The 23,614-nt window shown below is 49.1% G+C and carries 24 protein-coding genes; 9 read left to right on the top strand and 15 right to left on the bottom strand.

Annotated features, from left to right (window positions below):
* Positions 1 to 85 precede the first annotated feature (85 nt).
* Positions 86 to 1,465, top strand: a complete 1,380-nt coding sequence (locus NEV57_RS15245) for an NADH-quinone oxidoreductase subunit N (RefSeq protein ID WP_257659212.1) — start codon at positions 86 to 88, stop codon at positions 1,463 to 1,465.
* Between the two features lie 420 nt (positions 1,466 to 1,885).
* Here the strand turns inward: NEV57_RS15245 and coaBC are convergent, their stop codons facing one another.
* From coaBC to NEV57_RS15260, 3 genes are read right to left on the bottom strand one after another with little or no spacing between them, the layout of a single operon-like run.
* Positions 1,886 to 3,088, bottom strand: a complete 1,203-nt coding sequence (gene coaBC / locus NEV57_RS15250; RefSeq protein WP_257659213.1) for a bifunctional phosphopantothenoylcysteine decarboxylase/phosphopantothenate--cysteine ligase CoaBC — start codon at positions 3,086 to 3,088, stop codon at positions 1,886 to 1,888.
* Between the two features lie 20 nt (positions 3,089 to 3,108).
* Positions 3,109 to 3,447: a DNA-directed RNA polymerase subunit omega gene (locus NEV57_RS15255; RefSeq protein ID WP_257659214.1), complete on the bottom strand. Its 339-nt coding sequence runs from the start codon at positions 3,445 to 3,447 to the stop codon at positions 3,109 to 3,111.
* A 26-nt stretch (positions 3,448 to 3,473) separates the two neighbouring features.
* The gene (locus NEV57_RS15260) at positions 3,474 to 4,388 is read right to left on the bottom strand and encodes an outer membrane protein assembly factor BamD (protein WP_257659215.1); all 915 of its coding nucleotides are present in this window, start codon (positions 4,386 to 4,388) and stop codon (positions 3,474 to 3,476) included.
* 202 nt (positions 4,389 to 4,590) lie between these two features.
* On the opposite strand from NEV57_RS15260, the gene NEV57_RS15265 reads away from it, so the two are divergent.
* Positions 4,591 to 4,875, top strand: a complete 285-nt coding sequence (locus tag NEV57_RS15265) for a NifU family protein (protein WP_257659216.1) — start codon at positions 4,591 to 4,593, stop codon at positions 4,873 to 4,875.
* Positions 4,876 to 4,913: 38 nt separating this feature from the next.
* Positions 4,914 to 5,585 carry a carboxypeptidase-like regulatory domain-containing protein gene (locus tag NEV57_RS15270; protein ID WP_257659217.1) on the top strand — a complete coding sequence of 224 codons (672 nt, stop codon included), beginning with the start codon at positions 4,914 to 4,916 and terminating at the stop codon, positions 5,583 to 5,585.
* A 4-nt stretch (positions 5,586 to 5,589) separates the two neighbouring features.
* Here NEV57_RS15270 and NEV57_RS15275 read toward each other — a convergent pair whose 3' ends face one another.
* From NEV57_RS15275 to NEV57_RS15300, 6 genes are all read right to left on the bottom strand, one after another.
* Complete coding sequence (locus tag NEV57_RS15275) at positions 5,590 to 6,810, bottom strand: FtsX-like permease family protein (protein ID WP_257659218.1); 1,221 nt, start codon at positions 6,808 to 6,810, stop codon at positions 5,590 to 5,592.
* 3 nt (positions 6,811 to 6,813) lie between these two features.
* Positions 6,814 to 7,455 carry an MBL fold metallo-hydrolase gene (locus NEV57_RS15280; protein ID WP_257659219.1) on the bottom strand — a complete coding sequence of 214 codons (642 nt, stop codon included), beginning with the start codon at positions 7,453 to 7,455 and terminating at the stop codon, positions 6,814 to 6,816.
* 17 nt (positions 7,456 to 7,472) lie between these two features.
* Entirely contained in the window at positions 7,473 to 8,060 is a 588-nt protein-coding gene (gene gldD, locus NEV57_RS15285) for a gliding motility lipoprotein GldD (protein ID WP_443686088.1), read from the bottom strand.
* 25 nt (positions 8,061 to 8,085) lie between these two features.
* Positions 8,086 to 8,829, bottom strand: coding sequence for a shikimate dehydrogenase family protein (locus tag NEV57_RS15290; RefSeq protein WP_257659221.1), 744 nt, complete (start codon positions 8,827 to 8,829; stop codon positions 8,086 to 8,088).
* A gap of 28 nt (positions 8,830 to 8,857) precedes the next feature.
* Positions 8,858 to 9,613, bottom strand: coding sequence for a phosphosulfolactate synthase (locus NEV57_RS15295; protein WP_257659222.1), 756 nt, complete (start codon positions 9,611 to 9,613; stop codon positions 8,858 to 8,860).
* A gap of 72 nt (positions 9,614 to 9,685) precedes the next feature.
* Positions 9,686 to 11,089 (bottom strand): tetratricopeptide repeat protein, encoded by a 1,404-nt coding sequence (locus NEV57_RS15300; RefSeq protein WP_257659223.1) that lies wholly within the window; start codon positions 11,087 to 11,089, stop codon positions 9,686 to 9,688.
* Between the two features lie 390 nt (positions 11,090 to 11,479).
* Between NEV57_RS15300 and amaB the strand changes: the two genes are divergently transcribed.
* The gene (amaB, locus tag NEV57_RS15305) at positions 11,480 to 13,024 is read left to right on the top strand and encodes an L-piperidine-6-carboxylate dehydrogenase (RefSeq protein WP_257659224.1); all 1,545 of its coding nucleotides are present in this window, start codon (positions 11,480 to 11,482) and stop codon (positions 13,022 to 13,024) included.
* Positions 13,025 to 13,038: 14 nt separating this feature from the next.
* Here the strand turns inward: amaB and nadD are convergent, their stop codons facing one another.
* The 6 genes from nadD to dnaN form a co-directional block, all read right to left on the bottom strand.
* A complete protein-coding gene (nadD, locus tag NEV57_RS15310; protein ID WP_257659225.1) occupies positions 13,039 to 13,614 on the bottom strand; it encodes a nicotinate (nicotinamide) nucleotide adenylyltransferase in 576 nt (191 codons plus the stop codon).
* Between the two features lies 1 nt (position 13,615).
* Positions 13,616 to 14,191 (bottom strand): guanylate kinase, encoded by a 576-nt coding sequence (gene gmk, locus NEV57_RS15315; protein WP_257659226.1) that lies wholly within the window; start codon positions 14,189 to 14,191, stop codon positions 13,616 to 13,618.
* A gap of 3 nt (positions 14,192 to 14,194) precedes the next feature.
* Positions 14,195 to 15,070 (bottom strand): YicC/YloC family endoribonuclease, encoded by an 876-nt coding sequence (locus NEV57_RS15320; protein WP_257659227.1) that lies wholly within the window; start codon positions 15,068 to 15,070, stop codon positions 14,195 to 14,197.
* A 103-nt stretch (positions 15,071 to 15,173) separates the two neighbouring features.
* Entirely contained in the window at positions 15,174 to 15,755 is a 582-nt protein-coding gene (locus NEV57_RS15325) for a CAP domain-containing protein (protein WP_257659228.1), read from the bottom strand.
* A gap of 43 nt (positions 15,756 to 15,798) precedes the next feature.
* Positions 15,799 to 16,464, bottom strand: coding sequence for a DedA family protein (locus NEV57_RS15330; RefSeq protein WP_257659229.1), 666 nt, complete (start codon positions 16,462 to 16,464; stop codon positions 15,799 to 15,801).
* A 38-nt stretch (positions 16,465 to 16,502) separates the two neighbouring features.
* On the bottom strand, positions 16,503 to 17,627 hold the full coding sequence (dnaN, locus tag NEV57_RS15335) for a DNA polymerase III subunit beta (protein WP_257659230.1): 1,125 nt from the start codon (positions 17,625 to 17,627) through the stop codon (positions 16,503 to 16,505).
* Between the two features lie 168 nt (positions 17,628 to 17,795).
* Between dnaN and NEV57_RS15340 the strand changes: the two genes are divergently transcribed.
* The 5 genes from NEV57_RS15340 to NEV57_RS15360 all read left to right on the top strand — a co-directional run bounded on the left by NEV57_RS15340 (position 17,796) and on the right by NEV57_RS15360 (position 23,609).
* A complete protein-coding gene (locus NEV57_RS15340; protein ID WP_257659231.1) occupies positions 17,796 to 17,993 on the top strand; it encodes a hypothetical protein in 198 nt (65 codons plus the stop codon).
* 344 nt (positions 17,994 to 18,337) lie between these two features.
* The gene (locus NEV57_RS15345; protein ID WP_257659232.1) at positions 18,338 to 18,832 is read left to right on the top strand and encodes a T9SS type A sorting domain-containing protein; all 495 of its coding nucleotides are present in this window, start codon (positions 18,338 to 18,340) and stop codon (positions 18,830 to 18,832) included.
* Positions 18,833 to 18,849: 17 nt separating this feature from the next.
* Positions 18,850 to 20,019 carry a type IX secretion system outer membrane channel protein PorV gene (gene porV, locus NEV57_RS15350; RefSeq protein ID WP_257659233.1) on the top strand — a complete coding sequence of 390 codons (1,170 nt, stop codon included), beginning with the start codon at positions 18,850 to 18,852 and terminating at the stop codon, positions 20,017 to 20,019.
* A gap of 28 nt (positions 20,020 to 20,047) precedes the next feature.
* Entirely contained in the window at positions 20,048 to 20,476 is a 429-nt protein-coding gene (locus NEV57_RS15355) for a hypothetical protein (RefSeq protein WP_257659234.1), read from the top strand.
* A 31-nt stretch (positions 20,477 to 20,507) separates the two neighbouring features.
* Positions 20,508 to 23,609, top strand: a complete 3,102-nt coding sequence (locus NEV57_RS15360) for a collagen-like domain-containing protein (protein ID WP_257659235.1) — start codon at positions 20,508 to 20,510, stop codon at positions 23,607 to 23,609.
* Positions 23,610 to 23,614 lie beyond the last annotated feature (5 nt).

Raw genomic sequence — 23,614 nt, forward strand, 5'->3', positions numbered from 1 at the left:
AGAGAGAAATAAATTAAGTAGGGTTATATTGAAATAAGAAAACCCCTATAGGTTTTCATTACGGGGGAATAAGACAATAACAAATATGAGTGCGATTATTACGCTTTCGTTATTAGCCATCTTACTATTATACCTGGGGCTGTTTAAGGCTAAAACAGCGCTGCTCCCGGTATCATTGCTTGGGCTTGTTGCAGCGGCAGGGCTTAATATCGCCGGTTGGGACCAGGCAGCGAAACCGCTATATAGCGGAATGGTTTTATTCGATCCCTTTGCCATTGCTTTTTCAGTACTCTGTATTGTAATCACAGCATTGGTTCTTCTGCTTTCAAAGGATTACTTTGATCAGCGTAGTCCGCATGTGGCCGAGTACTATGCGCTTCTCCTGTTTTCATTAACAGGAGCAACGCTGGTGACGTCATTCCACAACCTGGCCATGTTGTTTATTGGTATTGAGATCATGTCTGTGGCACTGTATATTCTGGCCGGTATCCGCAAGAGAGACTTTGCATCCAATGAGGCTGCCCTGAAATACTTCCTTATGGGTGCTTTTTCCACGGGGTTCCTGTTGTTTGGCATTGCGTTGCTCTACGGAGCAAGCGGGTCATTTGACCTGGCACAGATTAAACAGTATGTGGTGAGTAACCCGCAAGCGATATCGCCGCTTTTCTACGCAGGTATTTTATTGGTGCTGATCGGACTCGTTTTCAAAGTGGGGGCAGCGCCATTCCATTTTTGGACACCCGACGTATACGATGGAGCTCCGATATTGATCACAACGTTTATGAGCACGGTAGTAAAAACAGCAGCATTTGCTGGGTTTCTGCGGCTCTTTTATTTCTGTTTCGCGCCTTTGCAGGATTTCTGGATGCCGGCACTGCTGGTCATTACGGTAATTACACTGTTTGTCGGAAACATTACCGCATTGGTGCAACAGAGTTTCAAACGGATGCTGGCGTATTCCAGCATTTCACATGCTGGGTATCTGCTCTTTGCCATTGTTGGAATGGGAGCAGCCTCGGCTGAATCGGTTCTGATTTATGCAACAGCATACTCATTCGCTACTGTCGTTGCCTTTGGCACGTTGATTTTGGTAAAGCGTGCGACCGGAAGTGATCATTTCGAGGCCTTTAATGGTTTAGCCAGGAAAAACCCGTATTTGGCACTTACACTTACCATTGCTATGCTTTCCCTGGCAGGTATCCCCCTTACCGCCGGGTTTGTGGGTAAATTCATGATGTTCTCCGGCGTATTGGCGGACTATCAGGTATTATTGGTTATCCTGGCGGTAATTAATGCTGCAATGGGTATCTTTTACTATTTCCGTGTTATTGTGGCCATGTATTTCCGACCACTTGACCGCGATCAGATTGCTGTGTCGGGTTATTATAGCGCAGTGCTGTGGATCGCTGTGCTGATCACAGTCATACTGGGCGTGTATCCGACCTGGCTGACAGGACTGATTTAATCAATCTTAAACGGAAAGAAAGATAGCATCCGGACTCATCCCGTCTGGCCTATGCCTATCCAACAGTGTTATTGGTGGGAGTATCTTCATGCAGTGGGATTTCTGTTCACCTCAAAAATAGTCGGAAGCATCGACGCAGATATTATTTGCTATATAGTAAGGAATAAAAAAAACCGCCCATCTGAGATGGGCGGCCGCCCCAATGGGGATCGGGGCTATCAACCTAAACCTACCTCTCCTTTAGCCAAAAGAATGCCAAAAAACTATTTTTTAAAATATCGCTGAAAAATTTTTAAAAAAGAGCGGGCAATCAGACAGGATGTTTTAATTAAAAAACTATATATCAGCTTTTTGTATCAAAAGAGTAGGGGTAGTAAATGAGACGGGCTATCTACACTGATGCAAAAATAGCATTGTGCACTAGGGTAATAAAGCGATAATCCGGGTACAGATATCGCGGGCTACTTCAGATTTTGGTTTGAGGTCAAGTGCTTCAATTGTTCCTGACCGGTGAATAATAGTGACCTTGTTGTTATCACCGGCAAATCCCGCACCTTTATCCTGCATGGAATTCAGTGCAATGAAATCGAGATTTTTCTTTTGCAGCTTAGCAATGGCATTCGCCTGCTCGTCATTGGTTTCGAGTGCAAAACCTACGAGTACCTGCGATATTTTTTTTTGTGAACCAAGTGTCGCCAGTATATCTACAGTCTTTTTGAGCTCAAGGGTTAGCCCAGCCGTTGCTTTCTTGATTTTTTGCGTAGCGGTAACCTTCGGTGTATAGTCAGCCACAGCAGCACTCATAACGGTAATGTCGGCATCATTGAAATTGGCCACACACTGTTCCAGCATTTCAGCAGCTGACGTAACCGGGAGAAAATTAGCTAGCCCGGTTGGTTTTGGCAGATCAGAAGGACCACTGACCAGGGTAACAGAAGCCCCAAGCCGCATAAGTTCAGTGGCCAGGGCATAACCCATTTTACCTGATGAATGATTTCCTATATAGCGCACGGGATCAATTGCTTCATGTGTTGGTCCGGCAGTAACCAATGCCTTCTTCCCTGTCAAGGGGCGGGACTCGTCAAAATGATTCGTTAGAAAGGCTAAAATATCTTCCGGCTCGGCAAGACGGCCCTCGCCGGACAGCCCGCTGGCCAACGGACCATTGCCTGGTGGAATGATGAGATTTCCGGCCTGTTGTAAACGGGAAATGTTGGCCTTGGTGGCAGGGTGTGCCCACATGTCCAGATCCATTGCCGGAGCCAGAAAAACTGAACTTTTTGCGGATAGGTATACCGCGCACAGTAGGTTGTCGCAGATACCGTTGGCAAACTTCGCCAGCGTATTGGCACTCACAGGGGCTACAACGATAGCATCTGCCTGAAGTGCAAGATGCACATGATTGTTCCATGTACCACGTTCCCGGTCAGCATAAGTGGTTAATACCGGATTTCCCGAAAGGGTGGATAAAGTTAATGGGGTAATAAAATCGGCGGCGTCCGGAGTCATAATTACCTGCACAGATGCTCCGTCTTTTTTCAATAGACGAATCAAATGTGCAGCCTTGTACGCGGCAATACTACCGCAGACTCCTAACAGGATATGCTTCCCTCGGATTGCCATGCCGATGAAACCGCAGGTTATTAATCCGCTGCTTGTTCTTTTGACGGGTTCCTGAAATAGACCTTGTCGTTCAGGAAATCATCAACGGCCACCAGCGTGGGTTTGGGCAGACGTTCGTAATGTTTTGAAATTTCTATTTGTTCGCGGTTTTCAAATACTTCTTCCAAATTGTCATTGGTCGTAGCAAATTCGGCCAGCTTGCCATTGAGCTCTTCTTTCAGGTCCACGGAAATCTGGTTGGCCCGCTTACCGATGACCACAATCGATTCGTATATATTACCTGTCTTTTCATCCAATTCCCTCAGATCCCGGGTTACCGTGCTGTTGGGGACAACGGACTTACTTACTTGCGTACTCATATCTTTACTCATTAATTTTTATTCAGTTAATTTGATGTAGAAACTTCCGGCGCAGCTGTTTCGGCCGGCAGTTGTGCCGTTTCCTGTCTTCGCTGTGCAGCCGAAAATTCAGCCATCAGCTTTTTAGCTTCTGCTATCCGTTGCTCCGCATCCGCCTTGTATTTGTCTGCATCTTTCCGGAAACGGCTTTCCGGATAGGATGCAACAAACTTACTATAGAGTTCAATAACTTCCTCGAACCGTTCCTCACGCCTTCTCAGCGAACTTTGGCCCGCATAAAGCGATTGTGCTTTGATACTCAGAAACTCCATTTCCTCGGCGTATTTCGTGTCCGGAAAATCACGCAGTACATTGTCAAATGCAATAACTGCTGCACGGTAGTCGTCCTGTAACCCCATATCCAGGTAAAGTTTGGCATTAGTGAACGCCTTGGCCTCCAGTTTGTCACGCAAGTCCTGGATCAGCGCCCCGGCTTCCTTAGCACGTTCACTGGATGGATATAAGTTGATAAACAGCTGTAACGCTTCAATCGCCCGGTATGTATATTCCTGATCAAGTGTCGCTTTGGGCGATTCCAGGTAATAACAATAAGCACCCATATACCGGCATTCTTCCGTTCGTGCGCTGTTGGGGTAAGTATCGGTGAATTGCTTGAAATGATACCTCGCGGCCGTATAGTCACGCAGGTAATAATTGGCGTAAGCCATATAATAGTACAGGTCTTCCGCCTCTGCTTGTCCGCGATACCTTTGCATCAGGTCCTCAAATAAGATCTGCGCTTTGCTGTACCGTTTATTGTTATAATATTTAATGGCTTCCTGGTACTTCTGCGCGATATTGTTGCTCGCCCGCAACTTCTCAAATCGGCTCTTACATCCGGAGATCATTACAATCAGCAGCATAGCCACCGCCCATGTCACAACTCGCCTGTTTATAAACATTTTGCAAAGATAAGTGAATTTAGTATACCTGTCAATTAATTTGGAGCAAGATAAGCCAAAGATGGTGAAATGGAAACGGTAAGAAAGGGCTTTTAACAAACTTTAACAAGACGGAATACCACCATCGCCCGGGAACCGGGAAACACACTATTTCATTTTAAGAAAAATCCGTATCTTTACAACAGTAAATAATAGTGAGGTTATGAATTTACAGGAAAGAGTAGAGCAGGCATTGGATTCAATCCGGCCGTACCTGGAGACTGACGGTGGCAACGTGCGGATTGACGAAATAACGGCGGATAATGTGGTGAAGTTGAAACTTTTGGGGTCCTGTGCTTCATGCGCCATGAGTATCATGACCTTCAAGGCGGGTTTAGAGCAGGCGATTAAGAAAGCCGTGCCTGAAATTACCGCCGTGGAAGCTGTTAATATCACGGATATGGACGACCCCAATGCTACCATGCCAACCCCCAAAATAAATTTTTAAGCGGGGTTAACATTATTTAACAAGCCAGGAAACACCGAATGCGTAGTTTTGTGGACATGAGGGTAAATCGTTATATCATTATTGTCGTGTTTATGCTGTGTGCGATCGTTGTATCAAACGCACAGGACCGTAAGCTGGTACAGTTTAGCGGTGTCATTCATAACGCGGACACGAATACGGTTGTGCCTTATGTTACCGTTAAAAACAACTCATACCACAATCAGACATTTACCGCCAATCATCAAGGTTATTTTTCATTTGTAGCCCATGAAGGGGATACCATCAGCTTCACGTCTGTCGGTTACCTGCCAATCCGGGTGGTCATCCCAACAGTTCCGGAAGACAAGTATACCGCTATGGTGCGCATGACCGCACAGATTAAAGAGCTACCTATGGTAACGCCTTATCCTTGGGCAAGCATTGATGAATTTAATGAAGCCTTTATGGCGCTTGAGATTGCTGATGATGATATTGTGGTGGCGCAAAAGAACCTCTCTCCTGAATCATTAGCTGCTCTCTCCCGCATTACACCCCGCAGCGCTGAAGAAATCCAGAGCTTTAGTGCGATGCAAAACCATATCGAGTTGAGTAATCAGGCAGTAAATCAGCGGATGGCCAATCCGCTTTTGAGCCCCTTTGCCTGGGGTAATTTCATCCGTCAGATAACCGAAGGGAATAAAAGCCGGAATCGATTGCAGCGAAACCGGTAGTCGCTTAGGAAAGCCTTACGGTTTGCCGCACACTTAACCGCGAAGAAATAAATGCAATCAATGCAGACACGACAAAGACCGTGGCAAATACCAGTAGGAAATCCAGTGCACGGATATCCACCGGGTAGGCATCCGTAATCAAATTTTCTCCGTTTCCAATACCAATCCACCCCCAGTAGTACTGCGACAGGCAAAACAACAATCCCAAAAAAAGACCCATAATACAGCCGATCAGGGCAATCAGCATGCCTTCGTAGAAGAATATCCGGCGAATGAGCGAGTTGCCGGCACCTAAACTCATTAATATAGATATGTCCTGTTTTTTGTCGATCACGAGCATGGTGAGCGAACCAACAATATTGAAGATAGCGATCATTCCTGTAAAGGCGATGATGAAGAATACGGCCCATTTTTCAGATCGCACGATTTTGTATAATGTGGGATTCTGTTGTTCCCGGTTTTTTACTAGAAAATCTACCCCCAGCATTGACGATAAATCCCGTTGAACAGCAGCCACGTCGGTCCCCGGAGCCAAATCGATTTCAATGGCCGAGATTTGGTCATATTCACTCAGCACCTCCCTGGCAAAAGCCATTGGTACAATCAACAGGTCGTCATATTCCTGCTGATAGGTGAGTACGCCGGATGGACGGATGGTCCGCATGGTAAACTCCTCTGCCGGATTAACGGCATTTATTTTTCCCTTCCTCGGAGAAAACACCTCAATTATGCGCGACGGATCCTCGAGCGATATGCCGAGCATTCCCTGTACCTTTGCGCCCATTACGGCATAATATACTCCATTGCGCTCCAGAACAAAACGCCCCTCCCGCAGGACGGAATCGGTCTGCTGATGCTGTATAAAGTCGGCTGATACCCCTTTGATGGTGGCGATGTATTGGCCGCTATCGTACCGGAGCAATACACGTTCCTGTAAAACCTCATCGTATGCCGCAACGCGGGGATCGGTCTTAACGGCATCAAATAGTTGTTTGTCAGCGGTAAATACCTTTCCCTCCTTGGGCTCAATACGGAGTTCCGGCGTAAATGCGCTGTACATGGAAAAAATCAGGTTTTCCAACCCGTTATAAAACGATAAAATCACAATGAGCGATGCACTGCTTACCAACACGCCGACAGCGCTGATGCCGGAGATGATATTGATGGCATTCACCGATTTTTTGGAGAAAAGGTAACGCCTGGCAAAATAGAGTGCAATATTCATTGGCTACCCCCTGATAAACGGATTGGTGTTTTTCTCATGCCCAATGGTGGTTTCGGGGCCGTGTCCCGGATATACCCGGGTGTCGCCGGGCAGTGTGTAAAGTTGCTGCGAGATGCTGTTAAGCAGCTGTTGATGATTGCCGCCAGGGAGGTCCGTTCGCCCGATACTATTCCGGAAAAGGACATCACCACCGATCAGAAAACCATTTTCAGGGGAATAGAAGCACAAATGTGCAGGTGAATGGCCCGGCGCAAAAATCAGGTGCAGCTTTTGCTGCCCGAAAGCCACTGAGCCGGTCTCGGGTAGAAATGTTTCTGAAATGGGCGACACCTCATACCGGATTCCCATCTGCGGGGCATAATTCTGCACCTCAATCAACAGGGGTAATTCCCCTTCATGGAATTGGGGCAGTAACCCGTAAGTGTCATAAATATACCGGTTACCAAGCACGTGGTCGATATGGCAATGTGTATTAAGAAGTAACTGCAGCTGCAGGCCTTCACCATCGATAAATTCCTTTACTGCATCTTCTTCCGCTTTCCCATACATCCCCGGGTCTATGATTGCGCCCGCACCCGTGTCATCGTAAAGCACAAAGGTATTTTCCTGATAAGGGTTGCAGACAAAGGATTTAATGTGGATCATACCGCAAAAATAAGCATTCATTTCCAACGGATGGAATGGATGATAGTATCAATATCGGCACGTATGAAATCGAGTACCGGCTGGATGGAATCCAGGCGCGGCTTTTCATTGAAATAAAGTGCCCCACGGAGGTAATGGTGCGTGCTGTCCGTAACAAAGAACTGAATGTTCGATGCGGTATTGCCGCTGATTTCATACAGCAGGCCAAATACATGGTCTGCCGGTCGGTTAATCCGCTGTTGATCTATTGCAGTCGCTTTAATGGTATGCTTGAATGCGAACGTCCGGGCATCTTCCACCAGCTCATTAAAATGTCCCTTGCCTTCGATGGGAATGTAACTCAGGTGTATCCGTGCGTTAAACTGCTTAAACCAGATATCCGTCCAGCAAGGCTGTGCATCCGCTGAACGGTCGGGCTCCATGGCAGCGTAAGCAGGTATCGCAAATACAAAAGGGCATGAGGAAGAAAACGACCGATAATCTTTTGCGGGAAACTCGATGCGGAAATACCCCCTGGGTTTAGGCGAATAATGTGGCATACAACTGTAAATACAGCTGACTGCCAAGCAGGCAAAGATGCATAAAGCCACGTTTCGGGACATCATTCCTCCGTTGTTCATCGCCAACGCATCAGCTGTTCCATAGCTGCCAGTTCCGTTCGGCCTGCAGCTCCAGCATTTCCAAGCCATTCTTTATTGCCGCACCCTGCCGGGCACCACGTTTTAAAAATGCGGTGGCAGCAGGATTATATACCAGATCGTACAGAAGGTGCTTCTCCCCGAGGTATTCGTACGGAATATCGGGGCAATTGTCGATATCCGGGTAGGTACCAAGAGGTGTGGTGTTAACCAGGAGCAGGTGCTCGCTTAATACATCCGCACTCAGCTGGCTGTACGTGTATTGTCCTCCTTCGGGTCTGCGTGACACCAGGTGGGGAGCAATTCCCAATTGCGTTAGCGCATAAATAACGGCTTTTGCAGCGCCCCCGTTTCCCAGCACAAGGGCTGAAGTATGCCATGGCTGGAGCAACGGTTTCAGCGATTCCATAAACCCGAATACATCGGTATTATACCCGGTTAATATCGGTTCTCCCGTTTGCCGGTCAATCCGGATGCAGTTTACTGCAGCGATCGCTTCAGCTTCTGGCGAGAGCTGGTGCAGGTAATCCATAACAGCAATCTTATATGGAATCGTCACATTTATCCCCGCCAATTGGGGATCATTCGAGATCAATTCGGGTAAAGCCGAGATTGATTCGATCGGATACAGCTGGTAATCAACCTCCTTTATCTGCTCCCGTTCAAATTTAGCGTCATAATACCGCTTGGAAAACGAGTGGGTCAGCGGATAGCCAATTAAGCCGAAATTTTTCATGGTACAGGCAGTAAATTCGTAGGAGCCGTTAAATGAAATTATGAAAGGTATCCCCGCGCAGACCCAGACGGGTACTTTCCAATGCGATAATTTCATGCGGGCTGATATTTCCCAGGTTCACATTGGCGCCTATAAGCTGGATAAACCAGACCTGCTGTGCTTTCAGCGGTGCCTCCCAGATGATTTTTTCATTAGGTATTTCGTTCAGGATCTCATCTACAAGTCCCTGCCTTACCTCGCCCGATTCCCGGTAAAGCCCGACGTTCCCACTTTCACGGGATTCCGCAATAAGCCGCCATGATCCGGCAGCTAACTCGGCTTTCATCAATGAAATCCATTTATAGGGAGCCATGATCTTCGTATTATCTTTAGACCCCACTTCAGAAATGACCGTAACATGCTGGGCAAGCTTCGCAATGTACTCGCACTTCTGGTCATGCGGCATCACGATGGAACCGTCGGAAATTTCAGCGTATTCCAGCTTGTATTTTTCGATAACCCGTAAAAAATCATCGAACTGGTCACGAACTACAAAAGCCTCAAATAGGGTTCCGCCCAAATAAGGGTGTACACCGGCACTTCGGTATACCGCCAGTTTCTCTTCCAGCTGCGGGGTAAGATAAGCGGTTGTCCAACCCAGCTTAACAAAATCGGTATATGATGCTCCAACGGCCATGAAATCTTCGGCCTGCCTTACGCTAAACCCTTTATCCATGACCATTGTTAATCCATTATTCCTTGGTTTATGCGTACGCATCGGGACATTCTTCAACTCAAAATTCATGAAAGTAACTGCATTAAATGCTAACAAAAGTTGCTGTGTAATGGCCGTATTACGGAACGGCCGTCCGGCAAATTACGACGTATATTTATTAATGACATCGATTATGGCTTTATTGCCACGCAATTGTGGAAGGTATTCAAATAATACGGCATGCTTATGCGGATCGGATGAAAGCCCTAATTCCAAATAGTTCAACGCTTCATTATACTTGCCGTTCGCAATAAGATAAGCGACCATGCGATAATATAATTCCGCAGTTTCCGGGTTATTCTTGATTGCCTCGGCGATCGTTTCAATTGCACGGCCCAGCTTCCCCCTTTCGTATAAAATGGAAGAGTAATCCAGCCATGCCTCTGCGTCAATGGGATTCAGTTCAACTACTTTTTCGTAAGCTTGCTCTGCTTCATCCAGTTGGTTCAGTTTGTAGCGGGCATCCGCTATGGCAAACCAGTAATCGGGGTTATTCTGTTCCAGGTCAAGCGCCTTTTTATAAAAATGCAGTGACTCGAAGTGGCGCTCTTCGTAGTCGAGCGTAACGCCGATACCGAACCAGGCATCAGCAAGGTCCGCATCAATTTTCACTGCTTTTTTATAGTACGATCGTGCCTCGTCCATCTGGTCAAGCTTTTCATAACACTCTCCAATGGCACAATATGTTTCGGCGCCCGGGGGCTCATATTCGAAAGTTTGCTTATATACCGCAATGGCTTCGCTGTATTTGTCCAAATTGACCAATGCATTGCCTTTATTGAAGTAAGCCGAAGCAAAGTTGTCTTTAATCAATATGGCATAATCGTAGGCATCGATAGCCTCTTCATATCGGTTCAGCTTATGATAAGCATTCCCGAGGTTATACCATGCTGCACAGGAATAAGGATCATTATCGATGTATTGCTTGTAGAAACCGATACTTTCTTCCTGCCTATCCAGTACATCGTAACAGAAGGCAAGTTCGTATAAGGCATCCTGATTTTCCATATTCTGCTTCAGGCTCGCCTTCAGAAAATGGATGGCCTTTTCGTAATCGCCTTTATTTTGATAAAGCAACGCCATCTGGAGGTAAATCTCATCGGGGTTTTCGCTCAGCTCCAATGCCTTTTCCAGGTTGCTGAATGCTTCATCATAACGGTCCAGGTTACCCAGTATTCCACCCTTAATCAGGTAAATGTCGCTTTCCGAGGGTTCCAGGGTTTCAGCCTTTTCCAACGATTCCAACGCTTCGGAGAACTGATGCGTAACGGCAAAAAGCTGAGCCTGTTTCAAATAAAAAACAGCCACAAAGGGGTGCTGGTTTACCGCATACTCCACCACCTGAAGGGCCTTGATTGGGTCATTTTTATCCATGTAATAATCTATGATCCCTTCAAAAGCCTGTGTGTCAAAGAAATACTGGTCCTTATTGCGGATCATTTCTTCATATCGTGCTACCGAAAATTTCGGGTCTTCGGCGGGCCCATATTCGAAATCGTCTTCCATCTATATCCTAATTTAGAACTAACATTGAGGCTCCCATTCCGCTTTTCAGCCGCTGGCTTGATGACAACAACAAAATAGGGTTTTGTCGAATAATACTGTTAACACAAGTTTTCAACAATTGGGCCAGGTGTTTTTAAAGCTATTGAAAATCAATTTTTTATAAAAAAACCAATGTCGATAATCAATAAAGGTGTGGGTGCCTCCCTTCTGGATGTACGTGTGCACACTGTCGCCATGATCGTCTCAAATCGATATACAAAGGTACGTATTTATGCTTAAAAAAATATATCTTTGGATTACGCATGTTCCAAAGATCCATTACTGCGTAAATTAACCGCGGGGGCAGGCCCCACCATTTTATCCGGATGCACCCGCTTCAAAAAATACCACATGATCAACAGACTGACGATTGAAGACATGCTGCAACGGCTCTCCATCAAGCCGGTAAATCCAGCATGGAGCACTGGTAAGGAAACAGGGGATGATACTTCAACACCGTTCGATAGCTTTTCTCCTGTGGATGGCCAGCTGATCGCCTCCGTCGGGTCGGCGTCTGCCGATGCATATGACCGGGTAATCGAACAGGCCACTGCCGCTTTTGGCCAATGGCGGATGATCCCGGCTCCACGCCGGGGCGACATCGTCCGGCAATTTGGAGAAGCGCTCCGCAGTCACAAGCAGGATCTGGGCATGCTGGTTTCCTATGAGATGGGCAAAAGTCTACAGGAGGGCCTGGGGGAAGTACAGGAGATGATTGATATCTGCGATTTTGCTACCGGACTCAGCCGGCAGCTGTATGGGCTCACCATGCAATCGGAACGCCCGCAGCACCGCATGTACGAACAATGGCATCCACTGGGCATCGTGGGTATTATTTCCGCTTTTAACTTTCCGGTAGCCGTCTGGAGCTGGAACGCGGCCATTGCATGGATATGTGGTAACGTGTGTGTTTGGAAACCTTCTGAAAAGACCCCCGTTACTGCCGTGGCCTGCCAGCAATTGATGGCGCGTGTATTGGCGGAAAATGGCATACCCGAAGGTGTGTCCTGCCTGGTACAAGGCGGCCGATCACTGGGTGAAGAGCTGGCCGGTGACCACCGTATTGCGCTGGTGTCGGCTACCGGTTCCACCCGGATGGGCAAGTCGGTCGCCGCGGCGACGGCCGCAAGACTGGGCCGGAGTATCCTGGAACTGGGCGGCAATAACGCCCTGATCATTTCGCAGCACGCCGACCTGGATGTCGCCTTGCCCGCTGCGGTATTTGGCGCGGTAGGCACCGCCGGACAGCGGTGCACCACCACGCGCCGGCTGATCATCCACGAAGCGGTGTACGATACATTCCGCCAGCGGCTGGTAAACGCATATGGACAGCTGCGTATCGGTAATCCGCTCGACGAACAGAATCACGTCGGACCGCTGATCGATGTGGATGCCGTCCGGCAATACGAAGCGGCAATTGCTTCCTGCCTGCGTGAAGGCGGGCATTTCGCCGTTGCTGGCACAGTGCTGGAAGGAGCAGAATATGTTTCAGGTTGCTACGTGCGTCCCTGCATTGCCGAAGTCGAGCCTTATTTCGAAATAGTGAAGCAGGAGACCTTTGCTCCCATACTGTACCTGATGAAATACCGCACACTGGAAGAGGCCATCCGGATCCAAAATGAGGTTCCCCAAGGATTATCATCGGCGATTATGACGCAGAACCTGCGTGAGGCTGAACAGTTTCTGTCTGTCGCCGGGTCTGATTGTGGTATCGCTAATGTGAATATTGGCACTTCAGGAGCAGAAATCGGAGGCGCATTCGGCGGAGAAAAAGATACCGGGGGTGGCCGCGAATCCGGTTCTGATGCCTGGAAAGCATATATGCGGCGGCAAACAAATACCATCAATTATTCCGATAAGTTGCCGCTGGCCCAGGGAATTAAATTTGACGTGTAAGCTTTAAGGGCGCATTATAGATAAAGTCCCTTATTCTCAATGAATCGCAACACACCGTCGGGCACAAAATAACGCACGGATTTACCTGCTTTTACCGCATTGCGGATAAATGTCGATGAAAATTCCATGAGCGGCGTATCCGTAATCCGGATGGCAGGATGGCCTTCCCATTCAGCTATTGAAAAGCCGGGCCGGGGGTATACATAAATGCGGTAATCCCGCAGCAAAACCTCATAGTTCTTCCATTTTTTGATCGACGCCAGGTTGTCTGATCCCATAATCAATACGAATGTCTTCTCTGGATGTTTCTCGTTAAGATGGGTTAGCGTATCGATGGTATAAGAAGGTTGCGGCAGGGAGAATTCGACCGTACTGCTCTTGATTTTTTCGGCCTGCTCAAGTGCCAGGTTGACCATTTCCAGCCGGTCGTACATGTTAATCAGCGTATCTTTCCGCTTCAGCGGGTTGTGGGGCGATACAACCAGCCATACCTCATCGAGATCGGTATAGTGGGCCATGTAGGTGGCAATGATCAGGTGACCGGTATGTATGGGGTTGAAAGATCCGAAGAATAATCCAACGGTAGCCATGTCAGTCCTTTTTTTCTATAAAATCCAGCATCAGCCGTTCCGCTTCCCGGCAGGCAACATCCAGGTCGTCATTGTGCAGGATGACATCAAACTGGCCGGCATAGCCGAGCTCCTTTTCTGCCTTGGCAACCCGTTCGGTTAATTTCTCATCGCTATCCGTTCCTCTTCCATACAGCCGCTGTTTCAGTACTTCCAGTGAAGGCGGCTGTACGAAAACCGCCAGTGCACGGTCGCCGAATTTGCGCTTAAGGTGCAATCCGCCTTCCACATCGATGTCAAAGATGACATGTTTGCCCGACGCCCATATGCGGTCAACTTCCGTGCGGAGCGTGCCGTAAAACGTACCGGCGTATACTTCTTCAAATTCAATGAATTCCTTCTTAGCGATGCGGTGTAAGAACTCCGCCTGGGAAATGAAGTAATAGTCGCGGCCGTTTACCTCTCCGTCTCGCGGCGCGCGGGTGCTGGCCGAAATGGAAAAGGCAATTTTATCACCATATTTGGTCAAAAGATGCCTTACGATGGTCGTTTTGCCCGCACCGGAAGGGGCAGAGAATATGATCAGCTTTCCGTCCATTGGTTACAGTACGTTTAGTAACTGCTCTTTGATTTTTTCCAGTTCCTCTTTCATCCGCACCACCACTTGCTGGATACCCGCATGATTGGCTTTGGATCCCAAGGTATTGATCTCCCGGCCCATTTCCTGCGAAATAAAGCCCAATTTTTTCCCATTGGCATCGGTCGCCTCCAGCGCTTGCAAAAAATAATTACAGTGGCTGCGAAGCCGGACTTTCTCTTCGGTAATATCCAGTTTGTCAATGTAAAATATCAATTCCTGTTCAAAACGGTTCCGGTCTACGTTTTCTTTGCCCACCGTTTCATCCAGGTATTGATGGATCCGTTCACGGATTAATGGAATTCGGCTGGTCTCCATCGCTTCCACCTCATCGAGTAGCTGGAGGATGGTCGATGTCCGTGAAAAAAGGTCTCCGCGCAGCACTTCACCCTCGTCCTTCCGGAACTGATCCAGTTGCCCTATGGCGTCCCGGAATGCAGCAAGCAGCAGCACGGCTTCCTCTTCGTCGGCACGGTCCTCATCCTGGCTGACCACTTCGGGCATATTGAGTGCTAACTCAAAAAGATTGGCCGGTTCGTGACCCAGGTTTTCGGCAATGGTTTTTAGCTGTCGGTAATAGTTCCGGAGTAACTCATCGTTGATGGTTGCCGCCGATGCCGACTGATCGGTGTATTCGGCATTCACCGTCACGCTTACTTTACCCCGCTCCACCAGCTTTGTGCATTCACCGCGTAGAAAAAGCTCTTTATCCGAAAAAGCCTTCGGTAACCGGATGCTGAGCTCCAGGAATTTGGAATTTAACGACTTAATTTCTACGGTATATTTTACCTGCTGGTTTTCCCTGGCCCCTAAGCCATAACCTGTCATGGACTTGATCATGCGCAAACTTAGATAAATTTGCCCGAATTTATCGATTTCTCCACCGCCATAAGAAGTTTTTAGTAAAATTCACCGTCAGCTTTTTGCAATCGGTTATCATTCCCTACCAATCGTGTTTGGCAATAATGACACACAGGTACGATTTGTAGGTGCTGCCGGAAGCCGCGCGCACATAACCAATGCCAATGTCCTGTAAGGAAGCGTTCCATTCGCCTATGCCCAGTAAATGTTTGCGGTGGGCGTAACCTGGAGAGTTTCTGCCAATAATCATGGCATTAATGCCATCCACAGCCGATGGGTGATTGGCGCCGATGGATTCAAAACTGTTTGCATTCTTACGCTTAAGCCAGCTGGCATTCAGTGAATAGCCTGCACGGTCAATATGGTAATTAGGGCCAAAACCATCGGGGTCAGTGTGATCGAAATAATCGCGTTTGGCCATGTCCAGCGCCCTCATCTCCGCAACTTTTGCAAGCGTGCTGTTCCATTTCAGCGGGGTATGGTTTACCGTTATGCCGCGACTGAGGTGAAGTTTGCGTTGATAAGCCCCGGGGTTTTGCCGGATGTCATTGAGCAGTGCGAAAGCCTCGCGGGCTTCCCTGCGATCGACGGTCGGCCGGCTTGTTCCGGAAGGAGAAAAGGACGAAAGCAGCCAAAAGGCCGCAGAAAAAATAAGATATCTCACGGTAATACTTTGATCAAGCAAATGGCAAGGACTATGCCGGTTTTTATGCGTTGGGATTCCGCGGTTTTTTTAATTTTTCTTTTGCCAGCTCAAAAATAATTGGCAGCAGGGAAAGGAAGATAATCAGCAACACTACTTTGGAAAAATTATCCCTGACAACGGGAATATTGCCCAGGAAATAACCCGCTAACGTAATGCCTACAACCCATAAGACAGCCCCAATAACATTATAGGTCAGGAAAGTGCCATAATGCATCCGGCCAATCCCGCCAACGAAGGGGGCGAGTGTTCTGACAATCGGTACGAAGCGGGCAATCACAATGGTTTTACTGCCATATTTTTCGTAGAACGCATGCGTCTTCTGGATTTGTTCATCCTTCACGACCTGCTTGCCGAATAGCCTGAAGCGGGTAACCTGCATTCCAAATCGTTTTCCGATGCCATAGTTGAGGGAATCACCTGAAATTGCCGCAACCAGCAGAATGAGGATCATCAGCCAAACACTGAGATCGTTGGGTTGCGCGGCAAGCATACCTGCAGCAAATAGCAACGAATCGCCCGGAAGGAAGGGCATTACCACTACACCCGTTTCAATAAAAATAATCATGAAAAGAATGAGGTATGTCCACGTCTGGTACTCATTAACGATTTCGACCAGGTGCCGGTCGATGTGGAGAATAAAATCAAAAAGCGAATAAATGAGTTCCAATGCGTTTACGTATGCTATTTCCCGGTATCACCAGCGGTTTAACCCATGCTGTTCAGCATCACGGGCATTACCAGCATCAGGATGTCTTCGTGTTCTTCCGATAAGGCAGGTAATAACAATCCAGCGCGGTTGGGAGTGCTCATTTCCAGCACAACTTCGTCACTGTCCAGATTGGTCAACATCTCAACCAGGAATTTGGCGTTGAATCCGATTTCCATATCATCACCTTCAAACTGGCAGCTCAGCCGTTCGTGCGCTTCATTGGAGAAATCGAGGTCTTCTGCGGAAATGTTCAGTTCGCTCCCGGAAATCTTAAGCCGCACCTGATGGGTGGTCTTATTCGCGAAAATAACGACCCGGCGCAACGAATTGAGAAAAGTATGCCGGTCGAGCGTTAGCTTATTCGGATTTACCTGCGGAATTACCGCTTCGTAGTCGGGATACCGTTCATCAACCAACCGGCAAATCAGGTGAATGTTGTTGAATTTAAAAAAGGCGTTCGTACTGTTGTATTCCACCGCTACGGCGATATCTTCCGAGGGTAGCGTCGATTTCAACAGCGACAGCGCTTTTTTGGGCAGTATGAGCGACGTGGGCCGGTCAGCGCTGATGTCTGTTCGACGGTAACGTACCAGTTTATGCGCATCGGTGGCCACAAATGTGGTCGATTGTTCGCCAAGTTGCACCAGCACCCCGGACATGGCGGGCCGCAGTTCGTCGTTGCTCACCGCAAAGATGGTCTTATTAATGGCCTCGGCAAGCACCGATGCCGGTATGCTTACCGACGATGCATTGTCCACAACCGGTATCTTCGGGAAATCATCGGCATTTTCACCGCTTAATTTATATTTACCGTCGCCGGCGCTAATCTCAATGGCTAGCGTCTGCGTATCCACTGAAAATGCTACCGGCTGATCCGGGAGCGTTTTCAGCGTTTCGATCAATATTTTGGAGGGCATGGCTACCCGTCCCTCTTCCTTTGCTTCTATGGCAAGGGAAGTAACCATGCTGGTCTGCAGGTCCGTGGCCGAAATGGTCAGCACGTTGTCCTTGATTTCAAAAAGGAAATTTTCCAGAATCGGCAGCACGGTGCTGCTGCTTGAGGCACCACTGATGGCCTGTAGTTGCTTTAATAATATTGAAGTAGAAACAATGAATCTCATGCCCGAATAATATTATGTGCAATGATAAGCAAAAGATTTGGTTTTCGGCAAATGAGATTTGGATTGTTTCCTTTGGATTTTGCCAAAGGAAGGGCGTTTCCCTTACGGGTCGCGGGAAACAATGTGCACCGCCATTTGTTGATTCATTGGAACCAACGTATTTGTGCCATGGAAAACAGTCATAAAACAGATGCAGCAGGCAATGTGCAACCAGAGGACAACTATGCTGCCCACCAGGACAATCCGGCGCCGTCTCCCGAAGCGGTGAAGGAACGCAATGACCGGCCGGCGAGCATAACGCTCTGGATTGCCATTATATTAGCCATTATTATCGCGGCCGCTTTTTATTTAATTTATGTCTTGTGAGGTAACGCCAGAGAGCGGATACAGCACATTGCTTAAACTTAAGGACGTAACTCAATCCCGTTAGTGTTTTGTGGGGATAATTGCCATCCATGTCCACAAAGGCTATGTGCAACTTCACGCAATTGGCTTATTCAGGGCCAGGTTGGTGTCGTTGCATTAGTTTCCTGCTTTACACTTCCGTTTTCTCTTCGATATGCGAGTAAGTTCCTCAGTCGCTGAGTAGTTCCGTTTTATTTTACAGGAAGGTATATCATTTGTTGATGTGCAAGCGAAAATAAAATTTTCCGCGGAATATTTATTTTTTTTACCTTCGTAATAATATACATCTACCACTACCAAAATTTATGAAATCAGCCTTGCTAATCTGCGCGATTTATTCGTTTTCGATTACCGTTGCGCTATCCCAGGAACTTATTCGCCAAGTTGTAGCCAATGCGGGCCATGAGGGCACGGTTGGTTATGCAATTTTCCAATACACGATCGGTGAGCCTGTGGTGGCGACACTGGATGCGGGCAATTTGCGACTCACACAGGGTTTTCAACAACCCGAAGTGGCTGGGCCAACCAAGGCACCGCAGGCACCGTTTGTTTCGGATTTAATTGTTTACCCCAATCCCGCGGCAGAATTTACGAACCTGGAATTCGACCTACTTCAGGATGGCCGGGTGGTATTCATGCTGATCAATAATGCCGGTCAGGTGGTGTTTACGGAAACTAACCAGCTGCTGGCGGGCCGGCTAAAATACACCATGGCACTTAATAACTATGCCGCCGGCCTATATTACCTGGTGATCCGCACCGGTTATGGGACCTATACGGAGAAATTAGTCATCCAATAACCTCAAGCAAGACATTCATGAATACCCGCATCTCAACACCAGCATATACGCTGATACTTGCTGCACTGTTCCCGCTGTTTGTGACTGCCCAGATCGGGCGTAGCACGATCACTACAGGAGCGTCCTTTCTTTTGCTGAGCCCGGATGCCCGGACTACCGGAGTAGCCGAGGCAGGAACCGGACTTGTGCCGGATGCCAACTCGGTATTCACCAACGCGGCTAAACTGAACTTTGCCGGGGAGAAGGGGTTGAGCTTTTCTTATACACCGTGGATGCGCCAGCTGGTAAAGGATGAACATCTTGGTTACCTGACGGCTTTTCACCGGTTAAGCCAGCGCGAGGCCCTCGGTATGTCCATCAAATACCTGGATATGGGCGAGATCACCTTTAGGGACGAAATGGGGAACCTATCGCAGCGATACAATGCCGGGGAGATTTCCATAGATGCCAGTTACTCACGCCTGCTTGGCGACCACTTCGCCATGGCACTTACGGCCCGATACATCCACAGTAACTTAGGTTCAGGCGCCTATAATGGATTAGACATGGATCGCGCCAACGCTTTTGCGATGGATGTGGGGCTGTATTCCGAAAAAAGCTACATCACTTTGAAGCAATTCAGCAAGCGGTTTGCCTGGGGAATAAACCTGACCAATATCGGTACGAAGCTTAATTATACCAATGCGAAGGAAAGCTTTCTGCCAATGAACCTGCGGATGGGGGTTGGTTACGGATTAAACAACGACCCGGATAACCGCTTGACCTTATTGCTTGATGTCACCAAACTCTTGGTCCCGTCACGGCCGCAGTACCGGGTGGATGAACAAGGTAATGTAACTGCCGAGATCGAAAAGGGGAAAGACCCCGATCGAAGTGTGCCTTCTGCACTATTTACGTCGTTTTTTGACGCACCGGGCGGATTTTCGGAAGAACTATCCGAATTTACCATCTCCGGAGGCTTCGAGTTTTGTTACTACCGGCAGTTTTTTATCCGTTCGGGCTATTTCTATGAAAATCCTGCCAAAGGAAACCGGCAGCATTTTGCGGCTGGCGTAGGGCTCCGGGTTAAATCGCTGCAGATAGACATTGGCTACCTGACTCCAATGGCACGGCGTTATTCCGTTCGCAACGAATTGAAATTTACACTCAGTTTCCACCCCATGGATGTATTGGGTGGGGAAAAATAATCATGCAATCGAATTAAAATATAAATACATGAAAAGACAGACAATCTACCCCCTGCTGATCGCGACATTGATGACGGTCCTCGCAGTGCATGCCCAGGCGCAGACCAGGCAGGATCATGTGTCGGAAGCGCGTATCCGTCGCCTCTTATCCGGGGATGGTACCGAAAATAAGCCGATTCAGTTCGGCGCGGGAGCCATAAATAAAATACAGACGCTTTCGATTAATCCCAAGTCTGAAGTTTCTCCGAATTCATCCCAGGAACTGCGGGCACTGATTTTCGAAAACTATACGCCCCCCGGATCCAATCGTGCAGCCCTGAGGAGTGCGGCGACACCGCAACTGTCCGGAGCCGCCAAGCTGCCATCGGAGTCAGCAGCTACAGAAATCATCGGGACTGAAACCACTCTCCCGGTGCAGGCGGTACCGACGCAGGGCGATGTAAAAGAGGAACAATAATGACATGCTAACTAATCAGATACATAAGCATATGAAACGATATTTTTCTTATTGCGTGGTTGTCGTCCTGATGCTGACTGGCCTTATGGCACAGGCGCAATCGGGATTGACCGGCATCAATTATCAGGCTGTCGCCCGCAATCTTGACGGGACGGTTATGGCAGGTAGGAATGTCGATGTGCGTATATCCATTATCGGTGGCTCGGCCAATGGTGTAGTGCAATACCGTGAAGAACACCGGGTAAAAACAAATACACTCGGTCTTTTCACCCTGCAGATCGGTAGGGGTACCGCATCACAGGGGACATTCGCAACGATCCCCTGGCAGGATGCCAATCAATTTGTTAAGGTAGAGTTGGCCGTTGACAATGGTGGCTATGCCGATTTGGGCACTACGCAATTGATGAGTGTACCATTCGCATTATATACAGCCGGTGGTAACACCGGTCCCGCTGGTCCGGCAGGGCCTACCGGCCCCATGGGACCTGCAGGTCCCGAAGGTTCCGCCGGTCTGCGGGGAGTAAAAGGAGATACAGGCCCCGCTGGCCCTGTCGGCCCGCGAGGCTCGCAGGGTGATTCCGGCCTCCAGGGTCCCGCCGGCCCTATCGGTCCGCAGGGACTACAGGGTGACCCCGGTTCCCAAGGCCCTGTTGGTCCTGTCGGCCCACGGGGTTCACAGGGTGATACGGGTCCCCAAGGTTCTGCCGGCCCTATCGGTCCACAGGGGTTACAGGGTGATACGGGTCCCCAGGGTCCCGCTGGCCCTATTGGTCCGCAGGGGTTACAGGGTGATCCCGGTCCCCAGGGCCCGGCTGGTCCGGCTGGTAGCGATGCTGCCATAACCGATGTGGCGGCAGGGGGAGATCTGTCAGGCACTTATCCAGATCCCGTGGTCGCCGGCCTTCAAGGTATTCCGGTTAGTAACACTGCACCTTTGGCCGGGCAGTCGCTGCGGTTTGATGGTACGCAGTGGACCCCTTCGGCTTTGGGCGGCGGCGGATTCGCGCTTCCTTATGCCACGGTTGAAAACAATGCGGCCACATTGTTTTCCATAGCGAACAATGGTGATGGGGTTTCACTCGAAGGCATTAATAATACGACGACTTCTAATATCGCGGCTGTCCGTGGTATTGTTTCGTCGACAGCCCCCGGTGGATTTTCGTCAGCTATTCGTGGGATTAATAATGGTACCGGCGGGTTGGGCGTTGGCGTATATGGTTCTCAGAATGGCTCAGGATGGGGTGTATATGGCACCACCCCAAATGGTTTGGGCGTATATGGCAACGCAACAGCCAACGGAACCGGTGTGTATGCCAACAGCAACACCGGCACCGGTTTGACGGCAACCAGCAATAACGGTATCCCGGCAAGCATTTCAATTTTCAATAATGCAAATAACAACAATGTGCTTGTCGCAAACACGGTGGGAAACGGTACAGTAATCAATGTCACCACAACCGGCAACGGCGCCGGTGTACGTGCATCAACGGTAGGCGGCTTTGGGATCCATGGCATTACAGCTAGTCAGACCTCCGCGGGTATCGTTGGCGATAACAATAACGGAGGCGAGGCGGTAGTGGGAAGGACAACCAGCGATATCGCCGGTGCTGTGGTTGGCCGCAACGACGGCGGAGGCTATGGTGTCCGGGGGTTTGTTGCAACGAATACCACAGGTACGGCTATCGGCGTGCTGGGACAGGTGGGCTTGAACAGTAGTACGGGCCGTGCGGGCAGGTTTGAGAACTTCAATCAAACGAATACGCAGGGCAATACGTTGGAAGTTGAAACCAATGGTAACGGAAACATTCCAGACAATACGCAAGGGAACGCCGCGTCTTTTCGGGTGGACAACAATAACAGCGTGGCGGCGGCGGTCCGAGCCGAAGTAAATACCATTTTTGGTAATTTCGGCGCTGCCGCCATCTTCGGTACGTCCTCCGGCACCGGCGGGGTTGCCGGTCTCTTCCATGCTTCGAATCCAGCCGGTAATGGTCCGGCGTTAGTCGCATTGGCCGACGGCAATGGCAATGCAATTACCGCCAATGCAGAGAACACAGGCAACGGTGTGGAAACCTCAGTTAATGGTGAGGGTGATGCATTGCATGCTTGGGTACCAAGCTTTGCAGATGGACGCGCCGGCCGGTTCGAGATTTTAAACGCGGATAATGAGAACGAAGTAATTACCGTAAAGACGGTAGGTAATGGGGCCGCGGGTAGTTTCATAGTGGACCGCACGACAGGCACTTCCCCCGCCGTGCGCGGCGAGGTTAATTCGCAATTCGCAAACTTCGGCACGGCTGGAGTCTACGGCATTTCTTCCGGCACGGGCGGTTATGCAGGACTCTTCTATGCCTCTAATCCAGCCGGTAATGGACCTGCACTACTCGCACTCACCAACGGAAACGGAAACGGGGTTACGGCCAATGCCGGAGGGACCGGCGATGGTGTCGAGGCATCGGCCGATGGCAGTGGTAATGCCATTTCCGGCTTTACCCCCAATTTCGGCACAGGCAGGGCCGGTCGGTTCGCGAATTTTAACAGCGCCAACAGCCAGCCAACCGTTCAGATCAACTCGAACGGCACAGGCAATACCCTCTTGATAAACCACACCGGGGCGTCTGGCAACCTGGTGACATTCCAAAGCGCGAATGCTAACGTTGCGCGGATCAACAAAGCTGGCCGAGGCTTTTTCGATGGCGGCACCCAAACCGGCGGTGCGGATATTGCCGAAGCGTTTGATGTAATGGGTAATTTCGCTGCGTACGAAGCCGGTGATGTACTGGTCATCTCGGTAGATGAAGACCGCACCGTGGAGAAATCTAATGAAGCGTATTCAACACTCGTCGTCGGGGTATATGCAACCAAACCGGGCGTACTGCTCACCGAGGAAAGTATGGATACGGACATTTCCGATAAAGTACCCATGGGCGTGGTAGGGGTTATCCCGACAAAGGTGTGCCTGGAAGGCGGCGCGATCAAGCGTGGCGACCTGCTGGTGACGTCTTCGCAGCCCGGTGTGGCGATGAAGGCTGATCCGGATAGGGTAAGGGTTGGTCAGGTGATCGGAAAAGCCCTGCAGGAGTATGACAGCAATGGCATAGGCAAAATAAAGGTGCTCGTAAATGTGAAATAATGTAC

The sequence above is a fragment of the Parapedobacter lycopersici genome (assembly GCF_024643285.1).
GTDB lineage: Bacteria > Bacteroidota > Bacteroidia > Sphingobacteriales > Sphingobacteriaceae > Parapedobacter > Parapedobacter lycopersici.

Bases quoted from the DNA above. Each gene is read 5' to 3' on its own strand.
- NEV57_RS15245 (WP_257659212.1), top strand. From the start codon at position 86: ATGAGTGCGATTATTACGCTTTCGTTATTAGCCATCTTACTATTATAC.
- coaBC (WP_257659213.1), bottom strand. From the start codon at position 3,088: ATGGCAATCCGAGGGAAGCATATCCTGTTAGGAGTCTGCGGTAGTATT.
- NEV57_RS15255 (WP_257659214.1), bottom strand. From the start codon at position 3,447: ATGAGTACGCAAGTAAGTAAGTCCGTTGTCCCCAACAGCACGGTAACC.
- NEV57_RS15260 (WP_257659215.1), bottom strand. From the start codon at position 4,388: ATGTTTATAAACAGGCGAGTTGTGACATGGGCGGTGGCTATGCTGCTG.
- NEV57_RS15265 (WP_257659216.1), top strand. From the start codon at position 4,591: ATGAATTTACAGGAAAGAGTAGAGCAGGCATTGGATTCAATCCGGCCG.
- NEV57_RS15270 (WP_257659217.1), top strand. From the start codon at position 4,914: ATGCGTAGTTTTGTGGACATGAGGGTAAATCGTTATATCATTATTGTC.
- NEV57_RS15275 (WP_257659218.1), bottom strand. From the start codon at position 6,810: ATGAATATTGCACTCTATTTTGCCAGGCGTTACCTTTTCTCCAAAAAA.
- NEV57_RS15280 (WP_257659219.1), bottom strand. From the start codon at position 7,455: ATGATCCACATTAAATCCTTTGTCTGCAACCCTTATCAGGAAAATACC.
- gldD (WP_443686088.1), bottom strand. From the start codon at position 8,060: ATGATGTCCCGAAACGTGGCTTTATGCATCTTTGCCTGCTTGGCAGTC.
- NEV57_RS15290 (WP_257659221.1), bottom strand. From the start codon at position 8,829: ATGAAAAATTTCGGCTTAATTGGCTATCCGCTGACCCACTCGTTTTCC.
- NEV57_RS15295 (WP_257659222.1), bottom strand. From the start codon at position 9,613: ATGAATTTTGAGTTGAAGAATGTCCCGATGCGTACGCATAAACCAAGG.
- NEV57_RS15300 (WP_257659223.1), bottom strand. From the start codon at position 11,089: ATGGAAGACGATTTCGAATATGGGCCCGCCGAAGACCCGAAATTTTCG.
- amaB (WP_257659224.1), top strand. From the start codon at position 11,480: ATGATCAACAGACTGACGATTGAAGACATGCTGCAACGGCTCTCCATC.
- nadD (WP_257659225.1), bottom strand. From the start codon at position 13,614: ATGGCTACCGTTGGATTATTCTTCGGATCTTTCAACCCCATACATACC.
- gmk (WP_257659226.1), bottom strand. From the start codon at position 14,191: ATGGACGGAAAGCTGATCATATTCTCTGCCCCTTCCGGTGCGGGCAAA.
- NEV57_RS15320 (WP_257659227.1), bottom strand. From the start codon at position 15,070: ATGATCAAGTCCATGACAGGTTATGGCTTAGGGGCCAGGGAAAACCAG.
- dnaN (WP_257659230.1), bottom strand. From the start codon at position 17,627: ATGAGATTCATTGTTTCTACTTCAATATTATTAAAGCAACTACAGGCC.
- NEV57_RS15340 (WP_257659231.1), top strand. From the start codon at position 17,796: ATGGAAAACAGTCATAAAACAGATGCAGCAGGCAATGTGCAACCAGAG.
- NEV57_RS15345 (WP_257659232.1), top strand. From the start codon at position 18,338: ATGAAATCAGCCTTGCTAATCTGCGCGATTTATTCGTTTTCGATTACC.
- porV (WP_257659233.1), top strand. From the start codon at position 18,850: ATGAATACCCGCATCTCAACACCAGCATATACGCTGATACTTGCTGCA.
- NEV57_RS15355 (WP_257659234.1), top strand. From the start codon at position 20,048: ATGAAAAGACAGACAATCTACCCCCTGCTGATCGCGACATTGATGACG.
- NEV57_RS15360 (WP_257659235.1), top strand. From the start codon at position 20,508: ATGAAACGATATTTTTCTTATTGCGTGGTTGTCGTCCTGATGCTGACT.